Annotated in this window: 15 protein-coding genes; 5 read left to right on the forward strand and 10 right to left on the reverse strand. The window is 68.1% G+C overall.

What is annotated here, in order from left to right; all coding sequences use genetic code 11:
- The first annotated feature begins 26 nt into the window (after positions 1–26).
- A complete protein-coding gene (locus tag GBA63_RS17280) occupies positions 27–974 on the forward strand; it encodes an aldo/keto reductase (protein WP_166178076.1) in 948 nt (315 codons plus the stop codon).
- Positions 975–1,003: 29 nt separating this feature from the next.
- On the opposite strand, the gene GBA63_RS17285 is transcribed toward GBA63_RS17280, so the two are convergent.
- The 3 genes from GBA63_RS17285 to GBA63_RS17295 all read right to left on the reverse strand — a co-directional run bounded on the left by GBA63_RS17285 (position 1,004) and on the right by GBA63_RS17295 (position 3,030).
- A complete protein-coding gene (locus GBA63_RS17285; protein ID WP_166178078.1) occupies positions 1,004–1,435 on the reverse strand; it encodes a hypothetical protein in 432 nt (143 codons plus the stop codon).
- A gap of 193 nt (positions 1,436–1,628) precedes the next feature.
- Positions 1,629–2,204 carry a hypothetical protein gene (locus tag GBA63_RS17290; protein ID WP_166178079.1) on the reverse strand — a complete coding sequence of 192 codons (576 nt, stop codon included), beginning with the start codon at positions 2,202–2,204 and terminating at the stop codon, positions 1,629–1,631.
- Between the two features lie 70 nt (positions 2,205–2,274).
- Positions 2,275–3,030, reverse strand: a complete 756-nt coding sequence (locus tag GBA63_RS17295; RefSeq protein WP_166178081.1) for a 3-oxoacyl-ACP reductase family protein — start codon at positions 3,028–3,030, stop codon at positions 2,275–2,277.
- A gap of 67 nt (positions 3,031–3,097) precedes the next feature.
- On the opposite strand from GBA63_RS17295, the gene GBA63_RS17300 reads away from it, so the two are divergent.
- Positions 3,098–3,583, forward strand: coding sequence for a hypothetical protein (locus GBA63_RS17300; protein ID WP_166178083.1), 486 nt, complete (start codon positions 3,098–3,100; stop codon positions 3,581–3,583).
- 120 nt (positions 3,584–3,703) lie between these two features.
- Here the strand turns inward: GBA63_RS17300 and GBA63_RS17305 are convergent, their stop codons facing one another.
- From GBA63_RS17305 to GBA63_RS17335, 7 genes are all read right to left on the reverse strand, one after another.
- Complete coding sequence (locus tag GBA63_RS17305; RefSeq protein ID WP_166178085.1) at positions 3,704–4,600, reverse strand: NAD(P)-dependent oxidoreductase; 897 nt, start codon at positions 4,598–4,600, stop codon at positions 3,704–3,706.
- Positions 4,597–6,027: a four-carbon acid sugar kinase family protein gene (locus tag GBA63_RS17310; RefSeq protein ID WP_166178087.1), complete on the reverse strand. Its 1,431-nt coding sequence runs from the start codon at positions 6,025–6,027 to the stop codon at positions 4,597–4,599. The genes GBA63_RS17305 and GBA63_RS17310 overlap by 4 nt, the downstream gene beginning before the upstream one ends.
- On the reverse strand, positions 6,027–7,811 hold the full coding sequence (locus GBA63_RS17315) for an IlvD/Edd family dehydratase (RefSeq protein ID WP_207956878.1): 1,785 nt from the start codon (positions 7,809–7,811) through the stop codon (positions 6,027–6,029). The genes GBA63_RS17310 and GBA63_RS17315 overlap by 1 nt, the downstream gene beginning before the upstream one ends.
- Positions 7,812–7,916: 105 nt before the next feature.
- On the reverse strand, positions 7,917–8,672 hold the full coding sequence (locus GBA63_RS17320; RefSeq protein ID WP_166178091.1) for an SDR family oxidoreductase: 756 nt from the start codon (positions 8,670–8,672) through the stop codon (positions 7,917–7,919).
- A complete protein-coding gene (locus GBA63_RS17325; RefSeq protein ID WP_166178093.1) occupies positions 8,673–9,701 on the reverse strand; it encodes an alcohol dehydrogenase catalytic domain-containing protein in 1,029 nt (342 codons plus the stop codon).
- Between the two features lie 65 nt (positions 9,702–9,766).
- Complete coding sequence (locus tag GBA63_RS17330; RefSeq protein ID WP_207956879.1) at positions 9,767–10,468, reverse strand: cyclase family protein; 702 nt, start codon at positions 10,466–10,468, stop codon at positions 9,767–9,769.
- A gap of 23 nt (positions 10,469–10,491) precedes the next feature.
- On the reverse strand, positions 10,492–10,821 hold the full coding sequence (locus GBA63_RS17335; RefSeq protein ID WP_166178095.1) for a cupin domain-containing protein: 330 nt from the start codon (positions 10,819–10,821) through the stop codon (positions 10,492–10,494).
- A 98-nt stretch (positions 10,822–10,919) separates the two neighbouring features.
- Between GBA63_RS17335 and GBA63_RS17340 the strand changes: the two genes are divergently transcribed.
- The 3 genes from GBA63_RS17340 to GBA63_RS17350 are packed head-to-tail and all read left to right on the forward strand — an operon-like array spanning position 10,920 to position 12,807.
- Positions 10,920–11,675 (forward strand): SDR family NAD(P)-dependent oxidoreductase, encoded by a 756-nt coding sequence (locus GBA63_RS17340; protein WP_166178097.1) that lies wholly within the window; start codon positions 10,920–10,922, stop codon positions 11,673–11,675.
- Positions 11,672–12,310, forward strand: a complete 639-nt coding sequence (locus GBA63_RS17345; protein ID WP_166178099.1) for a class I SAM-dependent methyltransferase — start codon at positions 11,672–11,674, stop codon at positions 12,308–12,310. The genes GBA63_RS17340 and GBA63_RS17345 overlap by 4 nt, the downstream gene beginning before the upstream one ends.
- Positions 12,310–12,807, forward strand: a complete 498-nt coding sequence (locus GBA63_RS17350; RefSeq protein WP_166178101.1) for a GNAT family N-acetyltransferase — start codon at positions 12,310–12,312, stop codon at positions 12,805–12,807. The genes GBA63_RS17345 and GBA63_RS17350 overlap by 1 nt, the downstream gene beginning before the upstream one ends.
- The last annotated feature ends 2 nt before the right edge of the window (positions 12,808–12,809 follow it).

Below are 12,809 nucleotides of genomic sequence, written 5' to 3' on the forward strand. Positions count from 1 at the left end.
CCATCAGACACGAGGAGGGAGGCCGAATGACGAACGACGCGGCGAGGGGTGCGGCATCGAGGAAGCCCCTGGGAAGCACGGGCCTCTCGGTCTCCCCGCTGTGCATCGGGTGCGCCCCTTTAGGAGACATGCCGGAGACTTTCGAGTACGGGGTTGACGAAGACCGCGCTTTCAGGACGCTCGAAGCGGTCTTCGAGAGCCCCATCAACTTTCTCGACACCGCCGCCTCCTACGGCGACGGCGAGAGCGAGCGCCGCATCGGCGAGGTGCTCGGGAGGATGGGCGGTCTGCCAGAAGGCGTGGTGCTCGCCACCAAGGCCGACCGCGATCTTCGGACGGGCGAGTTCTCGGGGGATCAGATGCGCCGCTCCGTCGAACGCAGCCTGAACCTTCTGGGCCTCGACCGCCTGCAGCTCTGCTACTTGCACGACCCCGAGCACGAGAGCTTCGAGCACATAATGGCGCCGGGCGGCGCGGCGGAGGTTCTACAAGACCTCAAAGACGAGGGCGTCATCGAGCATCTCGGGGTGGCGGGCGGGCCTATAGAACTCGAGATCCGGTACGTCCGGACCGGCCTTTTCGAAGCCGTCATCACCCACAACCGCTACACCCTTCTCGACCGCAGCGCCGAACCCTTGCTCGACGTCGCGGCCGAAAGGGGCGTAGCACTCCTGAACGCGGCCCCCTACGGCAGCGGCATCCTCGCCAAGGGCCCCGACGCCTACTCCCGCTACGCGTACCGGGAAGCCTCCGGAGATATGGTCGAGAGGGTGCGGACAATGCAGAGAGTCTGTGAGGAGTTCGACGTGCCCCTCGCGGCGGCCGCCCTCCAGTTCTCGACGCGCGACCCCCGCGTCGCCTCGACCATCGTGGGCATCAGCCGTCCCGAGAGGGTGAAACAGACGATGGACCTCGCCGCGCGCGAGATACCAAACGAACTGTGGAGGGAGCTGGACGCCCCCTCCCACAGCTGAGTCGTCCGGTGAAGCCTCTCTCCGGCGGCTTATTGGACGATGATCCGCGAGCAACCCGCCACCGCTTCGGCGCGGGCGTCCACGAAGCACTTGTCCCTGCCCTTGCCGCCGAAGATCCTGTCTCGGGTGTCGCCGTCGTCGACGTAGATCAGGTCGAAGCCAGAGGTGCCCCTTATTACGTCCCTGTCGTTGCCGTAGGCGTTGGCCCTCACCTGGTCGTCGCCGCCCCTGAGGATGATCCTGTCCTGCTTGCCGTTGCCGATCCGCTCGAAGACGAGATCGTCGTTGCCCGTCGCTATGCAGGGAACTCCCGTGCATTGGATCCTCTGGTTGCCCGCCTTGATGACTGAAACGCCGTCCTCTTTCGTCGTCCCTGCCGACCCGTCCTGGGCGAACACGGCCCCCGCCCCAAGCGCCATCAGCGCCGCCACCAGAGCCGACACCACAACTATCCTGCGCATCCATTCCTCCTCGCTTCGAGACCACTGGCACCCCGCACGATACCCACGGCGCCCGGCCGGCGTATCACACAAATGGACCAGATTCGTCGAGGAGCAGCATCCCGGAGCACGACGTCTGCACCTTTCTCTCAGGCCGGGAAGCCGGCGCAGGCGGCCCGTCCACTATTCATGCGAACCTGTCGTGACGCGCGTATCAGGGGCGCTGTCGGGCGAGGAACGTGCCGAGCGCCAGCAGCGCGGCACAGGCGGCGGGCACCCAGAAGAGGAGGCTTAGCGTCGGCCCCCCCGTCTCTGGCAGTCCCGTGGACGGAGGGCCGAACATGTTGCGCGCGGTCTCCACGCTGGCCTGCCTCGTCGCGCTGCACAGGCCCGTCTGGAGCATGCCGCCTCCGCCCTCTCCCGCGCCCCCCGCGAAGACCAGGTACGTCTCGCCGCGTTCGAAATCCAGGCCGCAGCTCGCCCCGGGGCCCTGTCCGTGAACGACCACGGGGTCGTCCGCCACCCCTTTCCAAGCCCCCTTCACGTCGAAGGTAACGGGGGCCAGGTAAGGCATCATCAGGGTCGTGGTCCCCTCCCGCTCCATCGGAAGCTCTCCGATCTTCACCACCTCGCCCGCAAACACGGCGTCGGAGCTCCGAAACGCTTCTTCCGTGCTCTCCGACAGCGCGCAGGAGCAGGCGTACGCGGGCCTCGCGCCGAGCGCGGTGAGCGGGAGGACCATTGCGAGGGCCAGGAGCAGAGAACCGGCCCGCATCACCGTCGGTATCACGTTGGGCCTCGCCTTCTGTACGGGTTCGCCTACCCTTTGTACAAAGGTTCGGGACGATCGGTTCCCGCCGTCAGTTCATCAACTGGCCGCCGTTGACCTCTATGATCTCGCCGACCAGGTAGTTCGCCGCCGGAGAAGCGAGGAACGCCACGACCGAGGCCGTCTCTTCTGGCGTCCCTTCGCGGCCTATGGGGATGGCGTTCTTGAAGTTCTCCCGCACCTCGGGGGGCGTGAAGCGGTCGTGGAACGGCGTGGTTATGATGCCTGGCGCCACGCCGTTCACGAGGATGTTCTCGCCCACGAGCTCCTTCGCCATCGCGCGGGTGAGCGTGCTGACGCCGCCCTTGGCGGTGGCGTAGGCGACGGAGCCGGGCCCGCCCCCGTTGCGGGCCGCCACGGAGGTCATGTTGATGATGCGGCCGGCGCCCCCGCGCTTCATCATCGGCAGGACGGCCCTGGAGCAGAGGTAGACGCTCTTGAGGTTGACGTTCATCACCCGGTCCCACAGGTCCTCGGTCATCTCGGAGAGGCCCCTGCGCTCTATGAGGGAGCCGGCGTTGTTGACGAGCACATCGAGCCTGCCGTAACGGTCCTCTATCTCCCCGACCATGCGGTCCACCTCGCCGGAGTTCGACACGTCGCCGCCGACTACCAGAGCCTCGCCGCCCGAGGACGAGATGCCACCGGCGACCTCTCTCGCCTCGTCCTCGCTGCTGTTGTAGTGGACGACCACCCTGCGGCCCTGCCCCGCGAGCGCCTCGGCGACGGCGCGCCCTATACCCGTGCTGCTGCCCGTAACCCAGGCCACCTCTTCAGAAAACTCCATGAGTCGTTACCTCCCTGTAATCTCCTGCCTGTAGTATGGACGATCCGGCAACAGAGGAGGAAGCGCGGTGGACTTCGTGGATCTCCAACGGCGAAAGCAAGACCACGCCAGAGCCCGCCGCAAGCCGGAAGCCTCTCAGCGAAGCGTTACACGCGGCCCATTGCTTATGCTCGGGACAGGCTTCGTCTTGGGCTCGTCCGTCTCTTACTTCTACTCCAACTTGCTCTACACGCCCGGCGTCTCCGCCCTGATGCTGCTGGCGGCCACGCTCGCGCTCGCGTGCTATTTCGGCTGGTTGCTGCTAGGGAGGCGTCCCGGACGAACCGGGCCGAAGATCGGCAGCGAGAAGCAACTCCTGCTGGCGATCCTGGACAGAGAAGGCGGCATCACGCCCGTCGAGGCGGCGCTCGAGACCTCGCTCACGGTAGACGAGGCCGAGGACATCATGACCCGCCTCGCCGATCGCGGCCACCTGATGGTCGAGGGCAGAGACGGCGCCCTCTTCTACACCCTCCCCGGAAGGCGCCCGGCCTCGGAAACCGGAACCCCCTGAAGCGGGTTGCGGAGGCAAATGCCCCCGCAGCTTTCAGCGGTCGGCTTTTTGCCCTTGCTGAAAGCTGACCGCTGAAGGCTGACAGCTTCGCACAGAGGTAGAACCTCTGTGCAAACAGCTCTAGGACGTCGGCTTCCCGGGTCCCATACCTTCCTCGAAGACGCGCAGGATACCCGAGTCGTCTTCACCCCCGAACCCGAGCGAGGAGCCGGTCTCGTAGAGCTCGTGCGCCGCGTCGGAGAGGGGCGTGGCGAAGCCGCGTTCCGCAGCCGCCTCCCGGACGAGGCCCATGTCCTTGACGAAGATGTCCAGGGCGCTTCTGGGCGGCAGGAACTCGCGGTCGAGCATCCGGCGGCCGCGATCCTCCAGCATGAAAGAGCCTGCCGCGCCGTGGCGGATCGTTTCGTGAACGGATCTCGGGTCGAGCCCGAGCGCCTCCGCGTACGCGAGCGCCTCCCCCGCCGCGGCGATGTGGACGCCGCACAGCAACTGGTTGACGAGCTTGACGGACTGGCCGTCCCCGGCCGCGGGTCCGCAGTGGACCACCGTCGAGCCCATCGCCCCGAGGACCGGTCGGAGCGTGCCGAACAGCTCCTCCGGTCCGCCGGCCATGATCAGCAAGTCCCCCCTCTCGGCCCGAGCCACGCCCCCGCTGACCGGCGCATCCAATAGCCGCAGTCCCTGCTCGGACAGGCGCCCGTCCAGGTGCCTGATGGGCTCGGGCCCGACGGTGCTCATGACAACCACGGCCGCGTCCGGGGCCAGCGCCCCGGCCGCGCCGTTCTCGCCGAAGAGGGCCTCTTCGGTCTGGTCCGCGTTCACCACCATGAGGACGATGGCTTCCGCGTTCTCCGCTGCCTCGGCGGGCGAACCGGCGCCCGTCGCCCCCGCGTCCGTTAGCGGCCGCGTGTTCGCCTCGCGCACGTCGAAGACGCCGAGGCCAAAGCCGGCGCGGAGTAGGCTCTTCGCCATCGGGGCGCCCATGGCGCCGAGGCCTACGAAGGCAAGGTTCTTCATCTGGTCCCCCTCAGGATCTCTATTACCCTCGCCAGCGAGTCTGGGCCGCCGACGTTGCCCGCGAAGATGACGTAGGGCAGGCCCGGAAAAGCGCTCTCCTCCGGCAGGATCCAGACCGAGACTATCCCTGGCAGCACCTGGCCCGCCACCTCGGCCCGCCGCACGCCGAGGCCCCTGGTGCCCACGTCGCTCGACGTGATGCCGCCCTTCGCCACCACGAACGCCAGCGGCAGATCCCTGTCGACCCTCTGCATGACCTCGACGAGCGCGTCCGAGACGGCCCGACCGACCTCGAACCCGGTCCGCCCCCCACCGCCGCCGACGACCTCCCGGCTCGTGTAGACGACGACCTCTGACGCGGCCAGTCCCGCGTTCACCTCCGCGGCCACCCGCCGAAGCTCACCCTCGCGCTCCCCGCTCTCCAGCAGCCGCGGCACGGAGAGCTCGACGCCGAGCACGCCCTCGAGGCCCAGCGCCTCGGCCAACTGCCGCGTAGTCAACTCTACGTGCGACCCGACGAGCACGAGGCCGTGCCCCCTGTGCGGGCGCCGCCGGTACAGTTCCTCCCGGCTCAACGGCCCCTTCTCCGTGATGCCGCCGCGCACCCTCACGAAAGACGGCCCCGTGCGGTAGACGAACCTCCTGCCCGTCTCCTCCGCGTCGAGCAGGCCCAGGACGAAGACCTCCAGGTCGGTCTGGGACGCCGCGTTCACGACGACGGGCCGGCCGCCACCCGCGCCGCGCAGGATCCCGGAGACGCGCTCCGGCCCTCCTTCCCGGATCTCCGAAAGGCCGACGCTGACCACTTCGGAAGCCGGGAACCGGCCGGCCGTCTTCTCCTCGACCCAGTCGCGCAGGTCCGAGGACGAGTAACCGAAGCTTGCGTCCCGGGCGAACTCCGTCTCCCCGGCGGGGACCAGGCGTTCTTCCTGCAGCACCCAGTGGGTGTCGTCGGCGGTCAGGCGCCCGGCCTCCAGGTAACAGGGGCAGAGGATCACGCCGTCCGCCTCCCCCCCGCTACCCTCCAGTATCGCGTCCGTCTCGGCCGGGAAGTGGCCCCGCAAGGTAGAGTCGCCCCGGCTGGTCACGACGAAGTCGCTCCCGGCTTGTTTCGCCGCGGCGGCGAGGTTCGAGGCGACCTCGCGGTTCAGCGCGGCGGCTTCTTCTTCCGGGAGGCTGCGGGAGTTGGTGAGCACGTAGAACGTGGGCGAGGGCTGCTCCAGCGCCCAGCGAAGGTCGTCTACGGTCCACGTGGTGAGGACGGGGACGCCGTGGACCGTCTGGGTGCCGGTCGGGTCGTCGTCGAGGACGGCGATCTTGCGCCCGCCGGCGGCCACGCGGTCTCTTATCTTCTCCAGCGCATCCGGCACGGGCGACTCCGGCGGCAGCGAGGCCAGGTACTCGCGCGCGTCAACTGGGCCCGTCATCAGTGGTTGTGGCGCGGTATCTTGGAGGCCGCGCCCCTGTATTTCAGGGCGATCTCCATGACCCCGCCGCCGTCGAGCTGGCCGACGTGGTTGCGGTACAACTCCTGCCAGGGCGTCTGGCTCGGGGGGATCGGCGGTACGCCGTCCTCCCGCCTGCGGCGTTCGATCTCCTCTTCGTCCACCAGCGCGTCGCAGCGACCCTTATTGAGGTCTATGCGGATCGTGTCCCCCGTCCGGAGCCAGGAGAGGCCGCCGCCCACCGCGCTCTCTGGAGCGGCGTGCAGGATCGAGGGGCTGTCCGAGGTGCCGGACTGCCGTCCGTCGCCCAAAGTCGGCAGGGTGTTTATGCCCATCTTGATGAGCCTGTCGGGGGGCTGCATGTTGACGACCTCGGCCGAACCGGGCCACCCGATGGGACCTGCGCCCCGAATGACGAGGATTGTCTTCTCGTCGATCTCCAGCTCCGGGTCGTTGATGCGGTGGTGATAGTCGTCCGATCCGTCGAAGACGACCGCCCTACCCTCGAAGACGTTCTCGCGGCCGGGCTCGCTCAGGTAACGGGCCCGGAACTCGTCCGAGATCACGCTTGTCTTGATGATCGCGAAGTCGAAGAGGTTGCCCGAGAATACCCTGAAACCGGCGTGCTCCTGCAGGGGCTTGTCGTGGGCCGAGATCATCTCCCTGTCCCTGCTCTCGCAACCCGCGACGTTCTCGGCCAGCGTACGCCCGGTAACGGTGAGCGCTCCGCCGTCGATGCGGCCGGCCTCCAGAAGCTCGTGAACGACGGCGGGCACGCCCCCGGCCCTGTGGAACCGCTCGCCGAGGTACTTTCCGGCCGGCTGCATGTTGACGAGCAGCGGCGCGTCGAAGCCGCGCTCCCAGTCCTCCGGCACCAGCTTCGTCCCGGCGTGGCGGGCCATCGCCGTGATGTGCGGCTGGGCGTTCGTCGAGCCGCCGATCGCGGTGACGGCGACTATGGCGTTCAGAAAGGCCTGATGAGTCAGGATCTTGGACGGCCTGAGGTCCTCGTGAACCATCTCGACGGCGCGCCGCCCCGTCTCGTAGGCCATCTGGCCCCGCTCCCGGTAGGGCGCCGGTATCGCCGCGCACCCGGGCAACGACATCCCTAGCACCTCGGCCACGGCGTTCATCGTGGAGGCCGTGCCCATGGTGTTGCAGTGCCCGATAGAGGGCGCCGAGGCGAGCGCCGTCTCGTAGAACTCTTCCTCGTCTATCTCGCCCGCGGCCAGGCGGCGCCGGCTCTTCCAGATCGCCATCCCCGACCCGACCAACTCGCCCTCGAACCAGCCGTCGAGCATGGGCCCGCCGGAGAGCACGATGGACGGAATATCCACCGTGGAGGCGGCCATGAGCGCCGCCGGCGTCGTCTTGTCGCAGCCGGTCGTTAGCACCACGCCGTCTATGGGATGCCCGTACAGCGTCTCGACGAGCCCCAGATAGGACAAATTGCGGTCGAGCGCCGCGGTAGGCCTGCGGCAGTTCTCGAAGGTCGGATGGACCGGGAACTCCATCGGTATCCCGCCCGCGTCCCTGATGCCCTCCCTGACCCTTGCCGCGAGATCCAGGTGGTGCCTGTTGCACGGCACGATGTCGCTGCCGGTCTGGGAGATGCCTATGACGGGCCTGCCGGAACGCAACTCCTCGGGCGTGAGCCCGTAGTTCATGAACCGCTCCAGGTACAGGGCGGTCTGGTCGATCCTGGCAGGGTCATCGAACCACTCCCGTGACCGCAACCGCCGCCCCAACCGGCCATTATCTGCCATCACACCCCCCATCCGAGACCGCGCAGGCTTTCATATTTGACCGGACAATCGTCCGGTCTGGCTTGATCCTTCGTGCAGGATCTCTGGTTCCCTTTATCTCCATAGTCATTCCTCGCTCCGCACGGGCGGCGTCGCGGTCGAGCTCTTCCCGAGCGCTTGAAGCTGCGTCGGGACCATCGTCAACTCCGGCACGTAGGCCCGCTCCGGCAACGTCGCCAGGAAGAGACAGGCCTGCGCCACGTCGTCCGGCTTGAGGCTGGCGTCCCTGACCTCCCTCGGCGGCGGTTCCGGACGATTATCCAGTATTGGGGTGTCTACTATGCCGGGCAGGACGGCGGTGAACCGGACGCCGTTCTGGTGTTCCTCGAAGCCTGCGGCGTGGGCTAGTTGGGTCATGCCGGCCTTGGAGGCCTGGTAGGCCGGGCCGGAGGCATCGGGCCAGGAGCCGGAGACGCTGCTTATGAGGACGACGAGGCCGTGGGAGGCGCGCAGGTAGGGCAGGGCGGCGCGGACGGCGTAGAAGGCGCCGGAGAGGTTTACGGAGATCATGGCGTCCCAGCTCTCTCCACTGAGCTGTTCCAGGCGCCGCTCCGGGAAGTTCATCCCCGCAGCGACCACGAGCACGTCTATGCCGTCCTTCTCGCCGATCCCTTCCAGCGTCCGGCGGACGGACTTCTCGTCGGAGATGTCCAGTTCGTGGGCGGTTACGGGGCGGCCTTCGGCGCCCTCCTGTATAGCGGACTTTCGGCGGGCGGCCGCGTGGACCGTGGCGCCGGAGTCGGCGAGAAGGTTTGTGGTGGCCAGACCGATGCCGCTGCTGGCCCCGATGACGACCGCCGTCTTGCCCGTGAGCGCGGGCATCTAGGCCCCCGATCCCGCAAGAAAGACCTTTATCTGCGCGGACGGACCCTTGACGAGGTCCGCGAAGGCGCCCGGCCCTTCTTCCAGCGGCAGTACGGGCGGCAACTCCCCGATACCCGCCCTGCCCTCCACCAGCCACTCCAGCGCCTGCTCGAAATCTTCGGCGGTATAGGCGTAGGAGCCCTGAAGGTCGATCTGGCCGCGCACGACGCCGTGAAAACCGAGCGTCGTGTCGTCGTCGTGCAGCCCGATAAACACCGCCCGTCCGCCCGGCCGTAGAAGTTCGAGCGCCATCCGGCGCGTTACCTCGGCCCCGACGGCGTCTACGACCAGGTCGACGCCGAGCCCTTCGGTTGGACCGTCCAGCGCATCCCGGGCCTCTTCGCCGGAGGCATGAACCGCTTTCGCCCCGAGAAATAGCGCCTGCTCGCGTCGGGCCTCGTGGGGTTCGACGGCGTGGACTTCGGGCGTGCCGTCGAGGACGGCGGCTTGAAGGCACATGAGGCCGATGGTGCCGGCCCCGATCACGACCGCGCGCTCGACCGGGTGGCCGCCCGCGGTCCCGAGCCGGGCCGCGTGGACCCCGTTCGCCAGCGGCTCGGCCAGAGCCCCCGTGCGGGCCTCGACGCCCTCCGGTAGCGGGTAGACGTTGGCGGCCGGCGCCAGCGTGTACTCGGCGAAGCCGCCGGGCGAGTGGATGCCGACGAGCGTGCGGTTCGGGCAGAGGTTCGTCAGCCCGGCCCGGCAGAGTTTGCAGGTCCCGTCCGAGGAGAGCGGGTTCACCGCCACCGTCCGGCCGAGCAGGCCTTCGTCGACCCCCTCCCCGACCTCCGTGACGGCGCCGGCGAACTCGTGGCCCATCACGAGGGGCGGGGTGCGGTTGCCCATGCGGCCGAGGTAGCCTTCGATCTCCGAGCCGCAGATGCCCGTGGCCGTTGGCCGGACGACCACCATCCCGGGCGCCACCTCCGGCGCCGCCACCTCCTCCACGGACATCTCCTCCGGCCCGTGCCACACGATACCCTTCATGGTCACACCTCTCCGTTGCGAACTTCCCTGACGATCATTCTACGCCTGTCTCGAACGCGCGGGGATCAGCGCGGCACCAGCGCGACCGCCCGCACCGGGGAGCCCGACCCGTCCTTGATCTTCAACGGAAAAGCCATAAAGAACGCGAACGGCGGCAACCTGACGAGGTTCTTCAGGTTCTCGACCACGTAGACCTCGTTGCCGAGCAGCGCGTGGTGCGCCAGGTTCTCCGGCGAGCCGGCCGCATCCACCGCCATCGTGTCGCACCCGACGAGGGCGACGCCTTTTCCGACCAGGTACTCCGCGGCTTCGCCCGAGAGGCCGGGCCAATCCTCCAGGAAGCGTCTTCCCTCCCTTCCCGTAGCCCAGCGTTCGTCCCAGCCGTAGCGGATCAGGACGCGGTCTCCCCGCTCGATAGTCCCGTGTTCCCGCTCCCACGCTTCTACGTGATCCACGCCGAGGAGATCCCCCGCCCCGAAGCCCGTGGCTTCTATGGTCGCGGCGCGGCCCGCGAGACGCTCTAGCGGGATCTCGTCCGTGCCGTAGTGGGCCCGTCCCTGAGGTATGAAGTGCAGGGGGGCATCCATGTGGGTGCCCGTGTGCTCGCTGATGGTCAGGCCGTGGTGCGTCGCCACGTCGCCGAGTTCCTGCGATTCGTAGAGGGTCCTGCCGAAGCGGGTGTGGGTGGGCCAGGCCGGGATGCCCTCCTCCAGGGTGTGGGAGAGGTCTATCCACTCGTGGCCTTCGAACGGGGAAGAAGGGGTCACGCCAATCCTCCTGAACCAGAGGATTACTTCGCCCGGTAGCGGTCAGGGTCCTGAAAGACGTCTATGACCGAGGAGCCGGCCTCCAGGCGGGCCGAGTGCTCGGCGCCCGCGGGTATGTCGTAGGTCTCGCCTGGCGCGTAGGTGCTCTCTTCGCCGTCGATGGTGAGGTGGAGGGTTCCGGCGACGACCACGCCCCACTGGGCGCCGTGGGAGTGCGGGGGCACCTCGAACTCCTCCTCGGCGTGGAAGAAGACCGTCTGGCCGTGGGGGCCGGCTATCATGCGTCCTTCTAGGCCCGTAAAGGGCGTGTCGACCTGGGGCAACGCCCGGATCCAATCCGCGTAATGGTTCATCCGCGCTCCTCTCCCGAAAGGTAACGTCGTTTGCGCCGCCGGCGCGGGCCTCATTATACTGGCCGCTCTGAACATCTAGGAACGCGACCGGGGGTGCCATGCAACGTCTCGAAGGCAAGAGGTCGATAGTCACGGGTGCTGCCAACGGCATCGGCCGCGCCATCGCCCTGCGCCTCGCGTCTGAGGGCGCCCGCGTCCTGATCGCCGACCTCGACGAAGACGCCGCGGGCAAGGTCGCCGCGCAGGCGAGAGGCGAAGCCCTCGTCCAGAAGACCGACGTGACGGCAGCCTCGGACGTGGAGGCGCTCGTGGGGCGGGCCGTCTCCGAGTGGGGCGGCCTCGACGTGATGGTCAACAACGCGGGCGTCGGCGTTGCAGGGACGGCGCTTACGACCACGGAAGAAGAGTACGGGTTCGTAATGGACGTCTGCGTGCGGGGGACCTTTCTCGGGATGAAGTACGCGATCCCGGCGTTGAGGGACTCGGGCGGGGGGTCTGTCATCAACATGTCCTCGGTCGCGGCGCTCGTCGGGATACCCGACAGGGCCGTCTACTCGGCGGCCAAGGGGGCGATCCTCGCCATGACCCGGGCTTCCGCCATCGACCACGTGGGCGAAGGCGTCAGGGTCAACTGCATTGCGCCGGGGACGGTCGACACGCCCTGGGTCGCGCGCATAACGAGCGGCTACGACGACCCCGAGGAGGCCAGGGCGAACATGCAGGCCCGACAGCCCCACGGCCGGTTCGTTACCCCGGAGGAGATCGCCGCGATGGCGGCCTACCTGGCCGCGGACGAGTCGGCCTCCGTCGTTGGGGCGTGCATGATCGTGGACGGCGGCGTCACCGCCAGGTGACAGGCGAACACAAAAAGCTTGTCGAGTCCGGCTACGACCGCGTGGCCGAACGATACCTCGCCACCAAAGACGCGGACGACCCGCTCGCCATCCCGGCCCTCGAAGAGATGGCCCGTGGGCTCCCATCTGGTGCTACCGTGCTCGACCTCGGCTGCGGGGCCGGCGTTCCGGCTACACGCTGGCTCGCCGAAAGGGGATTCGCTGTCACGGGCGTGGACATCTCCGGGAAGCAGCTGGATCTCGCCCGGAAGCTGGTCCCCGATGCGACCTTCCTCAAGTCCGACATGACGGAGCTTGCCTTCGACCAGAACGCCTTCGACGCGGTAGTCGCCTTCCACTCCATCATCCACGTGCCGCGGGAAGAACACCAGGCGTTGCTCGGAAAGATCCAAGACTGGCTCAGGCCCGGCGGCCTCTTCCTGGCTACCCTCGCAATGGCCGACTACGAAGGCGAGGACGCCGACTGGGAGGGCTGGGGCGCGGCCATGCGCTGGAGCCACCACGACGCAGGGACCAACAAGAAGATGCTGCGCGAAGCCGGGTTCCATGTCCTTTGCGCCGAGCCGCGCACCGGCGGGGGCACCGGTGGCGCGGAGGAGACCTGGCTTTGGGTCCTCGCCAGCAAGGGTTCCTGATGGAGATCCGGGACGCCACGGCGGGGGACCTGCCGGCCATCGTCGAGATCTACAACTCCACGATACCCTCCCGCATCGTCTCGGCCGACACCGAGCCGATCTCCGTCGAAGACCGCGTGGCGTGGTTCCGCGCGCACGACCCGTCCCGGCGTCCGCTCTGGGTGATGGAGGATGAGGGTGAGATCGTCGGCTGGTTGAGCCTGGGCGACTTCTACGACGGCCGTCCCGCCTACCACGCAACAGCCGAAGTCGGCATCTACGTGGCCCAGAAACGCCGGGGCGAGGGGCTGGGCCGGCGGTTGGTCGAGGAAGCCCTGAGCCGGGCCCCCGGCCTCGGCATAAAGACCCTGACGGCCGGCATCTTCGCCCACAACGAGGCCAGCGTCGCGCTCTTCGAGGGCTTCGGCTTCGAGGCGTGGGCCCGCTTCCCGCGCGTCGCCGATCTCGACGGGATCGAGAGGGACCTCCTCGTGCTCGGCCTCAGGGTAGATGATTGATC

It is taken from the genome of Rubrobacter tropicus (genome assembly GCF_011492945.1).
In the GTDB taxonomy this organism is placed as follows: domain Bacteria; phylum Actinomycetota; class Rubrobacteria; order Rubrobacterales; family Rubrobacteraceae; genus Rubrobacter_D; species Rubrobacter_D tropicus.